This window comes from Bradyrhizobium sp. 2TAF24, assembly GCF_052115025.1.
Classification (GTDB): domain Bacteria; phylum Pseudomonadota; class Alphaproteobacteria; order Rhizobiales; family Xanthobacteraceae; genus Bradyrhizobium_A.
In genome coordinates, this window is the sequence record NZ_JBFRFW010000004.1 from 117,291 (window position 1) to 132,671 (window position 15,381).

Sequence of the window (15,381 nt, forward strand, 5' to 3'; positions counted from 1 at the left end):
CTCAGCGCAGCAGGTAGGGGATGTTGACCGTCACCGCGCCGGTCGGGCAGTCGGTCTCGCAGGGCATGCAGTACCAGCATTCGTCGTACTTCATGTAGGCCTTGCCGGTGAGGTCGCTGATCCGCAGCACGTCGAGCGGGCAGACGTCGACGCAGACGGTGCAGCCCTTGTCGGCGATGCATTTGGCGTCATCGACGACGACGGGCACGGTGGTGGGGGCATGGACAAGCGGCATGGCGGTTCCTTGTGTCAGGCAGTCTGGCGGATGCGCTGGCGGTCGTAGGCGCCGCGCTCGGCCTCGTCGATCGGCACGATGTAGGGCGCGACCGCGCGCTTCTCGGCGGTCATCTTGCCTGCCGCCTTGCGCACCAGGCTGTGGCAGAACCATTCGGCGTCGTTCTTGTCGGGATGATCGACGCGGTGGTGGTAGAGCCCCCAGCGGCTCTCGGTGCGGTACAGCGAGGCGAACGCCGCCATGTCAGCGCAGTCGAGGATCGATGACACCTCCAGCGCGCGCATCAGCTCATGGGCGTCGCGCGCCACCATCGCGGTGTCGAGGTCGTCGCGCGCTTCGGCAAAGCGCGCCTGCCCGAGCTGCATCCGCGCCGTCACCTTGGGCGGCTGCAGGTAGTCGTTGACCAGGCGGCGCACCTTGTATTCGAGCTGGTTGGGCGGAATGCCGTCGTCGCGCCGGGTCGGCGCCAGCACCCGCGCCTGCTCGCGCACGACATCCTCATGGTCATAGGCCGGCAGGTCGATGTCGGCGGCATGGTCGGCGGCGTGCTCGCCGGCCACCGCGCCGTTGGTGAACGCGCCCAGCATGTAGTTGTGCGGCACGCTCGCCATGTCGCCGGCGGCGTAGAGCCCGGACACCGTGGTGCGCGCGAAATCGTCGACGAACACGCCGGAGGCGCTATGGCCGGAGCACAACCCGATCTCCGAGATGTGCATCTCAATCATCTGCGCGCGGTAATTCGTGCCGCGGTTGTCGTGGAAACGGCCGCGGCTCGGCCGCTCCACCTTGTGCAGCACCGCCTCGATCTGGCCGATGGTGTCGCTGTGCAGATGGTTGAGCTTGAGGAACACCGGCCCCTTGCCCGACTGCAGCTCGTTGTAGAACTCCTGCATCATTTGGCCGGACCAGTAGTCGCACTCGATGAAGCGGCGGCCTTCGCTGTTGGCGGTGTAGGCGCCGAAGGGGCCGGCGACATAGGCACAGGCCGGACCGTTGTAGTCCTTGATCAGCGGGTTGATCTGGAAGCACTCGAGGTTGGCGAGCGCCGCGCCCGCGTGATAGGCCATGGCATAGCCGTCGCCGGAGTTGGTGGCGTTCTCGTAGGTGCCCCAGAGATAGCCGGAGTGCGGCAGGCCGAGGCGGCCGGCGGCACCTGCACACAGGATCACCGTCTTCGCGCGCAGCACCAAGAGCTCCGCGGTGCGGGTGTTGACGGCGATGGCGCCGGCGATGCGGCCGTCGGCGGCGGTGAGCAGCCGCGTCGCCATGAAGCGATTGGAGATCAGCACCCGCTCGCGCCGCAACTGGCGGTACAGCGCCTTCTTGATGGTGTCGCCGTTCGGCATCGGCAGCACATAGGAGCCGAGGTGATGCACCTTCTTGACGTCGAAGTCGCCGTTCTCGGTCTTCTGGAACTTGATGCCGAAGCTGTCCAACTCCTGGATCATGTCGAAGCAGCGCGAGGCGTATTTATAGACCGCCGCCTGGTCGACGATGCCGTCGTTGGCGATGGTGATTTCCTTGGTGTACTGCTCGGGCGTGGCATAGCCCGGCACCACGGCGTTGTTGAGCCCGTCCATGCCCATAGCGATGGCGCCGGAGCGCTTGACGTTGGCCTTCTCCAGCAGCACGACGCGCGCCGCCGGATTGCGGCGCTTGGCCTTGTAGGCGGCCATCGGGCCGGCGGTGCCGCCGCCGATCACCAGCACGTCGCAGTCGACCTCCGACACCCCGTCTCGAATCTCGTCCATGTTGGCTTCCTTCACGCCGCCTCGAGGCCCGCCAGCGAGCGCAAGTAGGACCAGGGATAGATGCCGCGGTGATGGCCGTCGGAAAACACCAGCCGCAGCGCATAGTTGCCGATCGGCTCCGCCGCCTCGACGCGCAGGTCCGCCGGCAGCCGCAACTCGATGCCATCGGCCTGCCGCCGGATCTCGCTCGCCGCACGGCTCGCCCGGCGCAGCAGTTCGGCGTCGAGCCGGCCGGTGCCGTCCGGCCAGGTCAGCACCAGCGTGGTGCCGGGATCGTCCAGTGTGATGTCGGTCGGCTCCATGGCGTCTCTCCGTTCGCAACGTTGTTGTAGGGCGCGCTCTTCGCGGAGGCGCGCAATAAATTGCCCCCGTGCGCCGATCAGCCAGCGCGTTGCGCGCCGGCCGCCTCGCCGCCGTCGCGGCGGCGCGGCGCCCGCTCGACGCCGTACCAGGGCAGCAGCGCGCGCACCGCGCGCTCGAACAGGACATCGGCGCCGAACCCCATGAGGCCGAGCACCGCAAGGCCGACGAACATGTGGTCGACCCGAAACACCTGCTGCGACATCTGGATGAGATAGCCGACACCGTAGGCGGCGCCCGCCAGCTCCGCCGCCACCAGCACCACCAGCGCCACCGACAGGCCGACACGCAAGCCGGCGATGATGAACGGCAGCGCGCCCGGCAGCACCACGAACACGACGTTGCGCCATCCCCTGGCGCCGAGGCTCGCCGCCGCGCGCCCGAGCAGCGGGCTGGCGTCGCGCACGCCCAGATAGGTGTTGACCCACACCGGGAAGAACACACCCCACGCCACCAGGAAGATCTTCGAGGTTTCGCCGATGCCGAACCAGAAGATCGCCAGCGGCACGAATGCCAATGAAGGCACCGCGCGGAACATCTGCACCAGCGGATTGATCGCGCCATGCAGCAGCGGCAGCCGCGCCATCGCGGTGCCCAGCGCGACCGCGAGCGCGGCGCCGGCGGCAAAGCCCACCGCCGCGCGAAAAAGACTGGCGCCGAAGTGACGCAGCAGCTCGCCGCTTGCGAGCAGCTCCCAGGCCGAGGTGAGGATCATGCTCGGCGCCGGCAGCATCACGGCATTGACGAGGCCGCTGCGGCTCAGCGCTTCCCAGGCAAGAAAAAAGATCGCGGTGCCGAGAATGCCGGCGACCGTCAGCCGGTCGATGCGTGCCACCATCGCCCTACTCCGCCGCCTCGAGCCCGATGGCGTGCGCCACCCGCTCATACAGCGCGTTGAACGCCGGCGACGTCCGCCGCCGCGGATAGGGCAGATCGACCGTGATATCCTCGGCGATACGGCCGGGATGGGCCGACATCACCACGAGGCGGGTGCCGAGGCTGATGGCCTCGGCGATGTTGTGGGTCACGAACAGGATGGTCTGGGCCTCGTGCGCCCTGATGTCGATCAGCTTCGTCTGCAGGGAGCTGCGTGTCATGGCATCGAGCGCCGCGAACGGCTCGTCCATCAGCAGCAGCGCCGGTTTGGTCGCCAGCGCCCGGGCGATGGCGACGCGCTGCTTCATGCCGCCGGACAATTCCGATGGGTAGCGCGCACCCGCGTCCGGCAGCCCGACGAGGTCGAGCAGGCGCTGTGCGGCCTCGCGGCGCTCCCGCGCCGGCCGCCCGGCCATGCGCAGGCCGAATGCGACATTGGCCTCAGCCGTCAGCCAGGGAAACAGCGAATAGTCCTGGAATACGACACCACGCTCGGAGCTGGGTCCATCGATCGCCCGTCCGTCGATGCGCACCGTGCCACGGGACGGCGTGACAAAACCGGCAAGGATGTTCAGCAGCGTGGTCTTGCCGCAGCCGCTGGGGCCCAGCACACAGACGAACTCGCCGCGCGCGACGCTGAGCGAGACGCGATCGAGCGCCGCCGTCTCGCCGCGGCCCGAGGCATAGACATGCCCGACATCGACGCAGGAGATCAGCGGCGGCTCGAACGCCGCCAATGGCGCGCGGGCCGCCTGCAGGGTGGTGCCGTGCACGTCGCGCCCCTCGCCTAGTTGCCGCGCGCGCGCTCGAACAGGTCCTGCACCACGACGGTGTCGAAGTCCGGGACCTTGGCGTCGGGCCGCACCAGCTTGTTCTCGACCGCCCAGGCCGCCTGGCGCTTGAGCTCGGCGACCAGCTCCGGCTTGTCGAGCGCAAGACGGAAATTGGCGCGCGGCCAGAACGCGCGGGCGACCGCCGGATCGAGCTTGATCCGTTCGGCGGTCAGCGCCGCTGCGGCGTCGGGATCCCTGCGAATGATGTCGTCGGCCTCGATCAGCGCTTTGAGCGCCTTCACCAGCAGATCGGGCTTGCTGTCGATGGTCGACTGCAGGGTGATGATGCTGGAGTATGTCGAATACAGCCCCGGCGAGCGGATGATGTGGAAGCGGTCCGGCCCCTGCGCCAGCGCCTGCGACAGGTGCGGTTCGGTCCAGATGAAGGCGTCGATGGCGCCGCCCGACAGGCTGGAGACGAAGTCACCGGGGTTGAGGCTGACGGGGGTGATGTCCGACAACGTCAGGCCTTCCGAGGCCAGCAGCTTGAGCAGGTAGTAGTGGGCGTTGGTGCCCTGGGAGTAGCCGATGCGGCGGCCCTTGATGTCCTTCGCGGTCTTGATCGCATTGATGGCGACGAGGTCGAACGGCTCGTGCCTGTTCAGCGTGCCGATGATCCGCACCGGCAAACCGTTGAGCGCGGCGAACACCACCGGCGTCTCCGCCGCGGTGCCGATGACGACGCCGCCACCGACCAGCGCGTCGAGCACGAGGCGGCCGCTGGCGAACGTCGTGGCCTTGGGGGTGAGGCCCTGCTTCTGCCACGTCTTGTCATGGTCGGCGACGAAGAACTGCGCCCAGCCGAGCGCGATGCCCTCGCCGATGGTGATGTCCTGCGCGCGGGATGGCGTCGCCGCCCCGGCCACCGCGACGGCCATCGCCAGCGCGGCCCCGATCCGCCTGACATTCGCCCGCAGGCCTGCGGTCCATTTGCTGCTGGTCACGTCGTCAACTCCTCTTGTCGATGGGATGGCGCTACGCGATCCGCGGCCGCGACGGCGCGCGCTGCGAGCGGCAGGTTCTGGTGGCGATGGAAGCGCTCGGCGAGCGCGGCCGCATCGTGATCGGCGAACGCCGGCGTGATCAGGCTGATGCCCTGCGGCACGCCGTTCGGCAGGAAGCCCGCGGGCACAGCCACCGCGGCGAGGTCGGCGAGGTTGACGAAATTGGTGTAGGTGCCGAGCCGGAAGTTCAGCGTGATGGGATCGGCCACAAGCTCCGCGATGGTGTAGGCCGTGCCGGTGGTCGGCACGGCGAACACGTCGATGTCCAGCCACAGCCGCTCGATCTCGCGCTTGAGCAGGTTGAGGCGCCGCTGGGCGGCGAATACCTGCGCACCGGAGATGCGCGCACCACCGAGCAGGATGTCGCGGGTGACCGGCAGGATCGCCTCGGGCTGCGCGTCGACGAACGACTGCAGCGCGCCATAGCGCTCGGCGAGCCACGGCCCCTGGAACAGCAGGTCGTTGATCTCGAGGAACGGGCCGTAGTCGACCTCGACCCGCGTGCCGCCGAGCGTCTCCAGACGGCGCACCGCGGCATCGAACAGCGCGGCCGCATCGCCATTGCCGAAGAACTCGAGCTGGGCCGCCCTGGGCACGCCGAAGCGAAACGTATCGCCGAGGCGTCGCGGCGCCAGCGTCGCCTGCCGCGCGAACGGATCGTGCGCGTCGAAGCCGCGGATGACCTCGAACGCCGCCTGCGCGTCGGGAACCGTGAGCGCGAACACCGACAGCGTCTCGATCGAGCGGCAGGCGGCGATGTTGCCGACGCCGCTGACAAGGCCGCGGGTCGGCTTCAGCCCGACCACGTTGTTGAGCGCCGCCGGCACTCGCCCGGAGCCGCCGGTGTCGGTGGCGAGCGCCAGACTGACCAGCCCGGCCGCGACCGAAACCGCGGCGCCCGAACTCGAACCGCCGGGAATAAAGCGCGCATCGAACGGATTGCGCGCCACGCCATGGGGCGAGCGCACACCGACGAGCCCGGTGGCGAACTGGTCCATGTTGGTCTTGCCGATGAAGATCGCGCCGGCCGCCAGCAGCCGCTCGACCGCCGGATTGTTCTCCGTCGGCACGTAGGCGAAGCCGGGACAGGCCGAACTCGTCGGCACGCCGGCGACGTCGGTGCAGTCCTTGACGCTGAACGGCACGCCCCACAGCGGCAGGCTCGCGCGCGCCAGCGCCGGCAGTGCTTCGAGCGCACGGGCACGAGCGAGCGCCGCAGCGCGCGGCGCGAGGCTGACCCACACGCCGTCGTCGCCGCGCCGCGCGATGGCATCGAAGATCGCCTCGACAACTGCCGTCGGCGTCAGCGTGCCATCGGCGTAAGCCGCGCGCAGGCTCGGCAGGTCGAGATGCAGCGGAACGGTCGCGGTCATCGCGGCTCACCGGGGCTGGCGAAAGGACGCGCGATTTCGAAGGCTCGCGCCGCGCGCAGCACGGTGGCATCGGCGAACCTGGCGCCGACGATCTGCAGGCCAACCGGCAGGCCCTCGGGCGTCAGCCCGACCGGCACCGAGGCCGCCGGCTGCTGGGTGAGGTTGAAGGGATAGGTGAAGGGCGAGCGGATCGGGCGGCGGACGAGATCGGCCTGCGTCGCGTCGATGGCCGAGGCCGGGTGCGCCGTGGTCGGCGTGATCAGCAGGTCCCAGGTCTGGTGGAACTGGTTGAAATGCCGGCCAAGCGCCTCGCGCGCGTCGACCGCGCGCAGATACGCCACGACATCGATCGCCTGCCCGCGTGCCGCGACCTCCTGCAGGCCCGCTTCCACCAGCCCACGGCGCTCCGGCGCGAAGGAGGCGAGCAGCTTGGCCGCCCCCGCCGCCCACAGCGTGTCGAAGATCGGAAAGGGATCGTCGATGCCGGGATCGACCAGCTCGACCGTGGCGCCGAGATCGGCGAACACCCGCGCGCCGTCGGCCACCAGCCGCTCGACCTGCGGATCGACCTGCGCATAGCCGAGCGCCGGGCTGAAGGCGATGCGCAGCCCCTTGACGCCCTGCTCCAGCCCGTCGTCGAGCGCGGTGGCCGATGGCGGCAGCGCGTGCCAGTCGCGCGCGTCGGGCCGCGCGATGACATTGAGCAGCACGGCGGCATCGCGCACCGAGCGCGTCAGCGGCGTGACATGATAGAGCGTGCCGTTCTGCGATGGCGGATAGACCGGCACGCGGCCGAAGCTCGGCTTGAAGCCGAATACGCCGCTGTGCGCCGCCGGCAGGCGGGTCGAGCCGCCGCCGTCGGTCGCGACATGCAGCGGCCCGAAGTCGAATGCCGCCGCGGCCGCGGCACCGCCGCTGCTGCCGCCGGGCGTATGCGCCGTGTTCCAGGGATTGCGGGTGATGCCGGTGAGCGGGCTGTCGCCGAGCCCTTTCCAACCGAATTCGGAGGTCGTGGTCTTGCCGAGCAGCACCGCGCCGTCCTCGCGCAGCCGCGCGGCGGCCGGCGCATCCTCGTCCCAGGCCTGCGCCGGATCGACGGCGCGGCTGCCGCGCAGCGTCGGCCAGCCCTTGGCGAGAATGAGATCCTTCAGCGTCACCGGCACGCCGTCGAGCGCACCGAGCGGCGTGCCGCGCCGCCAGCGCTGCTCCGACTGCCGCGCCGCCTCCAGCGCGGTCTCCGGATCGAACACCGCAAACGCGTTGACCTTCGGATCGAGCCGCCGCACGCGGTCGATCACCGCCTGCGTCGCCTCGACCGGGGACAAGCGCCGGGCACGATAGCCCTCAACAAGTTCCAGCGCCGACAGCCGCGCCGGATCGTCCGCGCCGGCGGATGGCCGGGCCGGTGTCGCGGCGGTGGATAATGGTGATGTCGGCATGCAGCGTCCCCTTGTCCTGCGTGAGGAGGAGACGTGGCTAAGGCGCCGCTTCAGCCGAATGCAGCAATTAATTGCGCCGGCTGCCGTTCCGCCTGCGAAATGCAACGGATCGACTGCCGTACATCCATTTTCGAGAATAAATCCCTCGCCGTCACATCACGACGGACGCGCTGCGGCGGCCGCCGCGCGCGGACGCAGCAGCTTGAACTCGCGCCCTTCCGTCAGCCATTGCTCACGCTCCGTGCGCAGCGCCTGGCGCCGCGCCTTGCCGGCATGGTCACGCAGCGGCACCGCCGAGAACTCATAGCTCTGCGGCAGCTTGAACTGCGCAATGCGGTCGGCAAGGAATGCCTCGAGGTCGACGAGGTCGATGCTGCGGCCCTGGCGCGGTTCGATCATCGCATGCACGCTCTGGCCGAGATCGCGATGCGGCAGGCCGATCACGAGCGAGGACGCCACCGCCTGATGGGCGTCGAGCGCCGCCTCAATCTCGGCGGGATAGATGTTGGCGCCACCGCGCAGGATCAGGTCGGTGCGGCGGTCGGCGAGGTAGAGGTAGCCTTCCGGATCGAGCCAGCCGAGATCACCGAGCGTCTCCCAGCCGTCGGCGCGGCGGTGCGGCTCGGCGCCGAGATAGTGATAGGTCGAGCCCGCGCCACCGGCCGGCATGAAGTAGATTTCGCCGATCTCGCCCGGCGCGCAGACCCTGCCGTCGTCCCGCAGCACCCGCAGCTCGCCGGGCGTCACGAGGCGGCCGACCGAGCCGCGATGCGTCAGCCACTCGCGGCCGTTGATTACGGTGAAGCCCTGGCTCTCGGTGCCGCCATACATATCCCAGATGACGTCAGGCCCCAGCCAGCCGATCCACTGCTCCTTGAGCCACTCCGGAGCCGCGGATGCGCCATGCACGACCGTGCGCAGCGACGACACGTCGAGGGATCGCCGCAACTCGTCCGGCAATGCCAGGATGCGGTGCATCATGGTCGGCACCAGGAACGTGAAGGCGACGCGATGGCGCGCGATCAGCCGCAGCGCCTCCTCGGCGTCGAAGTGAGTTGTGCCGACGACCCTGGCACCACAGAACAGGCCGCGAAACGCAAACGCGAACGGCGCATTGTGATAGAGCGGGCCGGCATTGAGGATGATGTCGTCGACGCGTTGCCCGAACACCGGCTCGTCGGGATCATAGACTGCGGCCATGTGATCGACGATCACCTTGGGCCGGCCGGTCGATCCGCCGCTGGTCATCGCCTTCCAGTATGGCGCCGGTGGCGCCGGCTCGAACGGCGCATCGTCGAAGCCGTCCAGCGCCGCATCGGGCGGCAGCCGCGGTGCATCGGACGGCCCAAAGCCGGCCTCCGCGATCAGCACTGCCGGCCGCACGAGATCGAGGATCGCCGCGGCCTCGGCCGGCGCCAGCCTGGGCGACACCACGTTGGGAATGGCGCCAAGCTTCCAGATCGCGAACACGCTTTCATACAGCACGAGGCCATTCGGCAGCGCCAGCGTGACGAAATCACCGGCCTTGACGCCCCGCGCCTGCAACAGCCGGGCGCGCCGGCTGCTGCGGGCATCGAGCGCCTGCCAGCTCAGCTCGCCTTCGGGATAGGACAGCGCGACGGCGTCGCCGGGCTTGCGCAGGGCGTGATGGCGCGCAAGCGCGCCCATGGGAAGCAGGGCCATTTGTCGGCGATCTCCGTGACAGGCGCAGGCAGGAGCTGCGGCTCGGAGCGCACAATGGCGGACACCGGCGACGGCGGGGAGGACCGAACCGCGCCGGCGGCGGGGACCCGTTCGGCGAAACGATCGCGCGCCTGCTCTGCCCGGCGCGCGCGGACATCACTCCAGCAGCGCGGCGGTCTCGCGGATGCGTGCATAAACCGCCGGCCCCACCGTGCTGGCTTCGCCGCCTGCGGTCGCGGTGCTGCGGATCTGATGCGGGGTCCGGCCGGTGGCGCCCTTGATGAAGCGGCGGAAGCTGCGGGCATCGGCGTAGCCGAGCTGGCAGGCGACCGCATCGACGCTGGCATCGGTGCTGCGCAGCAACCGCACGCCGGCATCGGCCAGCGCGCGCTGCCGGCTCTGGCGGTAGCCCGGCTCGCGCCGCCGCTCCCGCCGCGCCTGTGCCGGCGTCATCTCCTTGCGCACCTCCACATCCGCCAGCGGCTCGCCTTCCGCCTCGTCGACGAAACGCAACCAGCGGCGGGTGCAGTCCCACAAGGCGGCGTCGCTGCTCGGGCTGCCGCGACGGGCGCCGAGCAGCGCCTTCGGAAACCGGATAGCGGCGACAGATCCATGGCTCACCGGCGCGCGGATGGACCAGTGGCGCTGACCGAGGTTGAAATGGGTCGGATCGCGCGTCACGACATCGGCGACAGGCAGCGGCCGGCCGAGGAAGCCGCCGCAGCACATGAACAGCCAGCTCAGCGCGACATCGTCCATCACCGTATCGGCCGATGCGCTGCGCCCCTCGTGGCGCGCGAGCAGGCGGGCTTCGTTGCCGGCGACATCGAGCTTGAGCTGCAGCGACGGCAGCGCCAGGCGATAGAAGCGCTCGACCGACTGCAACGCATTCTCCAGCGTGGCGCTGCCGAGCATGATGCGCATCGCCAGCGCGCTGCTGCCGAGCCGCAGCCGCCGGTCGCACAGGCCATGGCAGGCGTCTTCGATGCCGCGCGCCAGATTGAGCCAGAACAGAAAGTAACGCGCGGAATCGATCTCGGCGTCGTCGTCCTCGGCGTCGAGGTCGATCAGCGAATTGCGAAAGATCTCCGCTTCCGAGATCCCTTCGGCCATGGCGCCGGCGCCATGGCGCCGAATCCAGCTCAGCGGCACCCCCTGATGCATCATCGCGTCGCGCTCCCCTGACTTCTCTCCCTTTGCCGTGAGGTTAGCGATATCGCCGCGAAAATGACAGCCCCGTGACGCCGGCTTCAGTCGGCCGACGACGGATTGTTGCGCCCCTCGCCGCCGCCGAACGACACGATCGCCTGCTTGAGCCCGGGCATGGCCTGCGGCGCCTGATCGAAGAACGAGGGATCGATGATGGTCTGGAAGCGCAGGCGATTGTGGGCATGGCCAAGCTGATGCTGCGCGAAGGCCGTCGCCATCGCCGACAGCCGCCCCTGGGCATCCTGCGCGGCGTTGACCGATTCCTTGGCAAGCCGCAGCGCAAACATCGGCTTGCGGGCGATGTCGACCGCCAGATCGAGCGTGAACGACGCAAGGTCGTCGCGCGGCACCACATGGTTGACCATGCCGAGCCGATGCGCCTCCGCCGCCGAAACCCAGCTGGCGCGGAACAGCATCTCCTTGGCCTTGCGCGCGCCGAACTCATAGGGGTGGGCGAAGAACTCGACGCCGTTGACCCCCATGGCGACGGTATTGTCCTGGAACTGAGCGTCGTCGGATGCCACGATCAGATCGCACGGCCAGATCAGCAGCAGCGCGCCGGCGATCGCCTTTCCCTGCACCTGCGCGATGGTCGGCTTGGGAATGTTGCGCCAGCGCTCGGAGAAACCGAAGAACGCTTCCTTCTCGAATGCCACGCGCCCTTCGGCGCCCTCGGCGCGAAAGCCGCTCCAGGTGCCGACCGTCTTGAAGCGCTCGACGGTGTCGACCTGGCCAGCATCGCGCAGATCGTGACCGGACGAGAAGTGCGGGCCGTTGGCGGCCAGGATGATCACCTTCACCGCATCGTCCTGGGCGGCGATGTCGAACGCGTCGTTCAGCTCGTAGAGCAGCTGCGCATCCTGGGCGTTACGGGTGTCGACCCTGTCGAGCACGATGCGCGCGACATGCGGCGCCGGTGCCTCGTAACGGATGCGGGTGAATTCCTTCATGATGGCGGGCTCTCCCTGAACGCGTGTTCGACGAACCGCTCGCGCCGGGCGCGACGGCCCGCCGTCTGATCGCGAACCCTGACGGAGCCTCCGCCGGTCGGGAAGGACAGAAACAGCGCGGCTACGGGGACAGTTTGCCGGCGCATGCCGCATCCGCCTCGATCCGGCCGGGCTGCGACCGATAGATTGCGCGGGACGCAACCCGACCACCCCAACAAGGAGAGGAAACCATGTCCCCTCGTGCTCTCAGCCGCCGCGCCGTGCTGGCCGGCGGCGTCGCCGCCGCCGCGCTCGGCAGCCGCCGCGCCTTCGCCGACAAGTCCTATGATCCGGGCGCCAGCGACAGCGAAATCCGCATCGGCCACATCAATCCCTACAGCGGCCCGGCATCGGCCTACGGCGTCATCGGCAAGGTCGAGGCGGCCTATTTCCGTATGCTCAACGAGCGCGGCGGCATCAACGGACGGCACATCAATTTCATCACCTACGACGATGCGCTGAGCCCGCCGAAGACCGTGGAGCAGACCCGCCGCCTGATCGAGGGCGACGAGGTGCTGCTGCTGTTCAACACCCTCGGCACCTCCAACAACATCGCCATCCAGAAATACATGAATACCAAGAAGGTGCCGCAGCTGTTCGTCGGCGGCGCCGCGTCGCGCTTCGGCGCCGATCCCGCCGGCTCGCCCTGGACCATGAGCTGGGGCCCGAACTACGACATCGAGGGACGTATCTACGCCAGATACATCCTCGACACCCACCCCGACGCCAGGATCGGCGTGTTCTCCCAGAATGACGACTACGGCCGCGACATCGTCAAGGGCTTCAAGGAAGGCCTCGGTGACAGGGCAAAGGCGATGATCGTGATCGAGGAGACCTACGAGATCACCGAGCCGACCATCGAGACCCATATCGTGAAGATCAAGGCGGCGGGCGCCGACGTATTCGTCGACTTCAGCACCTCGAAGTTCGCCGCCCAGGCGATCAAGAAGTCGGCCGAACTCGGCTGGAAGCCGCTGCACATCCTCAACAACCTGTCGAGCTCGATCGCCGCGACGCTGGTGCCGGCCGGCATCGACAACGCCACCGGCATCGTCACCACCGCATATCTCAAGGACGTCGGCGATACCGCCTGGCGCGATGATCCCGGCATGGTCGAATTCCTCGCCTTCCTCGACAAATACATCCCGGACACCGACCGCAACTCGATCTTCCTGCCCTATGCCTACAGCGTGGCGCAGACGCTGGTCCATGTCCTGACCCAGTGCGGCGACCGCCTGACCCGCGACAATGTCATGCATCAGGCCGCGAGCCTTGCCGGCGTGCGGTTGCCGCTGCTGCTGCCCGGCATCACGCTGACCACGAGCGCGACCGACTACTATCCGATCGAGCAGATGCAGCTCGCGCGCTTCAACGGCGCCGGCTGGGAGCGGTTCGGCAGCGTGATCAGCGGCAAATGAGACGACGGGCTCGGGGATGATCCCCGAGCCCGCCATTGCTCCCCGGCGCCTCGTCTCAGAACTGGTACTTCAGGCCGCCGCTGACGCCATGCAGTTCGCCGCCGCTGCGCGCGAAGGTAGTGAACGCGGTAAGCGTGGTCGAGAGCCCGCCGCCGAGGGCCGTACCAATGCCGCCGAGCACGCGACCATAAGTCCGCGCCGCGGCTCCGCCCACCGGCGTCCAGATCGGCAGCTCGATCGCCGAGGTCTGCTGGGTGACGATCCAGCGGTCGCGGTCGAGGAACTCGTGCTCGGCAGTCACATTGAGATATGGATTGATCTGCGCCGTCCCCAGCGCAAACGAGCGGCGCAGCTGTAGACCGATGCTGCCGATCAGGCTGTCCGAGCTCTGCCGGTTGACATGCTGGGTGATGACGCTGTCACCGCTCTCGGTGTAGCCGCCGATCGCGGCGTGGGCGTAGGCGAGGCCGGCGATGGGACCTGCGCGCAGCTCGCCAACATCGAACAGATAGCCTGCACGGACCGCGGCGGCGAAGGTGTCGGCGGAGGTGCTGGCATGCAGCACGTCGATCACCCCCTGCCGGTCGATCGCGAAGCGATGGCGGCCGTATCCCGCGACGATATCGGTGAACCAGGCGGTGCCGCCGAACGAGGCATAACCGGCGAGCTGATAGCTGTCGACGTCGGTCTTGCTGCCGGGCCCGGTCGCCACATGGGTCGTCGCAACGTTGAACGCGGCCCCTGCCAGCAGCGACGGCGAGAAGCGCCGCTCGACGCCGACGGTGCCGCCGGCGGCCTCGAAGCTGCCACCGCCTGCGACAAGGCCGGTCGCCGAAAGCTGACCGTCGCGGCCGCCACCCCAGTCGTTGCCCTGGATATAGACCGCAAGCCCGGATGCCGGCGCGACCGCCGGCCCGGACGCCGGCGCCTTGCGCGGCAGCTCGGCCCGGCTGTCAAACGGCGCCGCCCAGGACCGCCCGGCCTCGAGGCGATCGAGCAGCCCGCCGGTGAACCCGGTGGCGGCTCCGCGCACGATGTCGGACTGCAGCGGAATTGCATCCTGCGCGCCGAGCAGGTTCGCGATGTAGGTCGCAAGGATCAGGTGGCCCGTTTCGGTTGGATGCACGTCGTAGAAGAAATGCTGGTTCTGGACACTGCGCGGCGCGGTCACGCAGGCGGGATCCATCAGGCAAGGCTGGCTGGACTGCACGCCATAGGCGGCATAGATCGACGGCGTCAGCAGGGCCCGCGACACGATGGTGCTGAAATCCAGGACGCGGATCTGCGTGCCGGGACCTGCATAGCCTGCCAGCATGCGAGCGAGCCCCGACTGCACGGTGTCGGCGAACGGCACCGCCGCCGGCGCCACCGGCAGCGGCGCCCAGGCGCCGCCGGAATAGAGCCCCCCCTTCGCAAGCACCTGCAACTGCGGCACGGCGAAATTGTAGGCGACGATGTTGCGCGCGCCCGCGGCGATCAGGCGAGCGACGTTCTGCGACTGCTCCTGCAGCGCGACCTGGCCGAACTGCGCTCCCGACAACGGAAACGCCGGATTGAGAAACGCGAATGAATCGTTGCCGAAGCCGCTGAGCAGCACAAGGTCGCGCGCGCCGATGCGCTGGCCGCTCTGCGTCAGCTCTGCGACCTGGTCGGCGGTCGAGATCGGCAGCACCGTCCCGGGAAACGTCGCGCCCGTACCGGCGCCGCCGACCGCATAGATGTTGGCCGGGTTGAGCGAGTAGCCGGTCAGCGACGGCAGGAACTGAACGTCATTGCGGCCGTTGCTGCACCCGCCCAGCGACCCGGGATAGCCGAACGGCAGACAGGCGCGCCGGATATCGATCAAACTGTCGCCGAACCCGAAGATCGTGCCGCTCTGCGCGCGCGCAGGCGCCGACCACAGGCCCGCCACCATCATAACGGCAGCGATGCCCCACAGCATGCGATGAACCATGTTTCCCCCTCTGAGGTTTGTTCGGGCGATTGCATTCGCCCACCTTGTCGGCTGCGACTGTTTCCAACCGCTCCGGTTCTGGGAAGGACACATTCGGCGGCGGCACGGGGACCGCGCACGGGAACACGGCCCGGATCGGCGATTTCACGGCGCAGCGACAATCGGAGAACGAATGCCGTTCACACTTCGCGCCGGTCGCGCGTTGGACAAGGCGATGCGCGACCGGACGAAGCCGACCTGAGCGCGGCGGTTCACGA

13 protein-coding genes are annotated in these 15,381 nt (G+C 68.8%); 1 reads left to right on the forward strand and 12 read right to left on the reverse strand.

Annotated elements, in window-relative coordinates:
• Position 1 precedes the first annotated feature (1 nt).
• The 11 genes from AB4Z37_RS08480 to AB4Z37_RS08530 form a co-directional block, all read right to left on the reverse strand.
• Positions 2-235 (reverse strand): 4Fe-4S dicluster domain-containing protein, encoded by a 234-nt coding sequence (locus AB4Z37_RS08480; RefSeq protein ID WP_441516266.1) that lies wholly within the window; start codon positions 233-235, stop codon positions 2-4.
• A gap of 14 nt (positions 236-249) precedes the next feature.
• On the reverse strand, positions 250-1,986 hold the full coding sequence (locus AB4Z37_RS08485; protein WP_441516267.1) for a fumarate reductase/succinate dehydrogenase flavoprotein subunit: 1,737 nt from the start codon (positions 1,984-1,986) through the stop codon (positions 250-252).
• 11 nt (positions 1,987-1,997) lie between these two features.
• Positions 1,998-2,288: a gamma-butyrobetaine hydroxylase-like domain-containing protein gene (locus AB4Z37_RS08490; protein WP_441516268.1), complete on the reverse strand. Its 291-nt coding sequence runs from the start codon at positions 2,286-2,288 to the stop codon at positions 1,998-2,000.
• 77 nt (positions 2,289-2,365) lie between these two features.
• Positions 2,366-3,184, reverse strand: coding sequence for an ABC transporter permease (locus AB4Z37_RS08495; protein WP_441516269.1), 819 nt, complete (start codon positions 3,182-3,184; stop codon positions 2,366-2,368).
• A gap of 4 nt (positions 3,185-3,188) precedes the next feature.
• The gene (locus AB4Z37_RS08500) at positions 3,189-3,995 is read right to left on the reverse strand and encodes an ABC transporter ATP-binding protein (RefSeq protein ID WP_441516270.1); all 807 of its coding nucleotides are present in this window, start codon (positions 3,993-3,995) and stop codon (positions 3,189-3,191) included.
• A gap of 14 nt (positions 3,996-4,009) precedes the next feature.
• Entirely contained in the window at positions 4,010-4,999 is a 990-nt protein-coding gene (locus AB4Z37_RS08505) for an ABC transporter substrate-binding protein (protein WP_441516271.1), read from the reverse strand.
• Complete coding sequence (gene atzF / locus AB4Z37_RS08510; RefSeq protein ID WP_441516272.1) at positions 4,996-6,432, reverse strand: allophanate hydrolase; 1,437 nt, start codon at positions 6,430-6,432, stop codon at positions 4,996-4,998. Before atzF ends, AB4Z37_RS08505 begins: the two co-directional genes overlap by 4 nt.
• Positions 6,429-7,871 (reverse strand): amidase, encoded by a 1,443-nt coding sequence (locus AB4Z37_RS08515; protein WP_441516273.1) that lies wholly within the window; start codon positions 7,869-7,871, stop codon positions 6,429-6,431. Before AB4Z37_RS08515 ends, atzF begins: the two co-directional genes overlap by 4 nt.
• Positions 7,872-8,027: 156 nt before the next feature.
• Positions 8,028-9,554: an AMP-binding protein gene (locus AB4Z37_RS08520; RefSeq protein ID WP_441516274.1), complete on the reverse strand. Its 1,527-nt coding sequence runs from the start codon at positions 9,552-9,554 to the stop codon at positions 8,028-8,030.
• 156 nt (positions 9,555-9,710) lie between these two features.
• Positions 9,711-10,721, reverse strand: a complete 1,011-nt coding sequence (locus tag AB4Z37_RS08525; protein ID WP_441516275.1) for an AraC family transcriptional regulator ligand-binding domain-containing protein — start codon at positions 10,719-10,721, stop codon at positions 9,711-9,713.
• Between the two features lie 83 nt (positions 10,722-10,804).
• Positions 10,805-11,713, reverse strand: a complete 909-nt coding sequence (locus tag AB4Z37_RS08530; protein ID WP_441516276.1) for an enoyl-CoA hydratase — start codon at positions 11,711-11,713, stop codon at positions 10,805-10,807.
• Positions 11,714-11,943: 230 nt separating this feature from the next.
• On the opposite strand from AB4Z37_RS08530, the gene AB4Z37_RS08535 reads away from it, so the two are divergent.
• Positions 11,944-13,170, forward strand: coding sequence for an ABC transporter substrate-binding protein (locus AB4Z37_RS08535; protein ID WP_441516277.1), 1,227 nt, complete (start codon positions 11,944-11,946; stop codon positions 13,168-13,170).
• A gap of 55 nt (positions 13,171-13,225) precedes the next feature.
• Here the strand turns inward: AB4Z37_RS08535 and AB4Z37_RS08540 are convergent, their stop codons facing one another.
• Positions 13,226-15,124, reverse strand: coding sequence for an autotransporter domain-containing protein (locus AB4Z37_RS08540; RefSeq protein ID WP_441516278.1), 1,899 nt, complete (start codon positions 15,122-15,124; stop codon positions 13,226-13,228).
• Positions 15,125-15,381 lie beyond the last annotated feature (257 nt).

What these genes read in the sequence shown, in the direction of transcription:
- AB4Z37_RS08485 (WP_441516267.1), bottom strand. Translation starts at nt 1,986, where the DNA reads ATGGACGAGATTCGAGACGGGGTGTCGGAGGTCGACTGCGACGTGCTG.
- AB4Z37_RS08535 (WP_441516277.1), top strand. Translation starts at nt 11,944, where the DNA reads ATGTCCCCTCGTGCTCTCAGCCGCCGCGCCGTGCTGGCCGGCGGCGTC.
- atzF (WP_441516272.1), bottom strand. Translation starts at nt 6,432, where the DNA reads ATGACCGCGACCGTTCCGCTGCATCTCGACCTGCCGAGCCTGCGCGCG.
- AB4Z37_RS08495 (WP_441516269.1), bottom strand. Translation starts at nt 3,184, where the DNA reads ATGGTGGCACGCATCGACCGGCTGACGGTCGCCGGCATTCTCGGCACC.
- AB4Z37_RS08530 (WP_441516276.1), bottom strand. Translation starts at nt 11,713, where the DNA reads ATGAAGGAATTCACCCGCATCCGTTACGAGGCACCGGCGCCGCATGTC.
- AB4Z37_RS08515 (WP_441516273.1), bottom strand. Translation starts at nt 7,871, where the DNA reads ATGCCGACATCACCATTATCCACCGCCGCGACACCGGCCCGGCCATCC.
- AB4Z37_RS08520 (WP_441516274.1), bottom strand. Translation starts at nt 9,554, where the DNA reads ATGGCCCTGCTTCCCATGGGCGCGCTTGCGCGCCATCACGCCCTGCGC.
- AB4Z37_RS08525 (WP_441516275.1), bottom strand. Translation starts at nt 10,721, where the DNA reads ATGATGCATCAGGGGGTGCCGCTGAGCTGGATTCGGCGCCATGGCGCC.
- AB4Z37_RS08490 (WP_441516268.1), bottom strand. Translation starts at nt 2,288, where the DNA reads ATGGAGCCGACCGACATCACACTGGACGATCCCGGCACCACGCTGGTG.
- AB4Z37_RS08540 (WP_441516278.1), bottom strand. Translation starts at nt 15,124, where the DNA reads ATGGTTCATCGCATGCTGTGGGGCATCGCTGCCGTTATGATGGTGGCG.
- AB4Z37_RS08480 (WP_441516266.1), bottom strand. Translation starts at nt 235, where the DNA reads ATGCCGCTTGTCCATGCCCCCACCACCGTGCCCGTCGTCGTCGATGAC.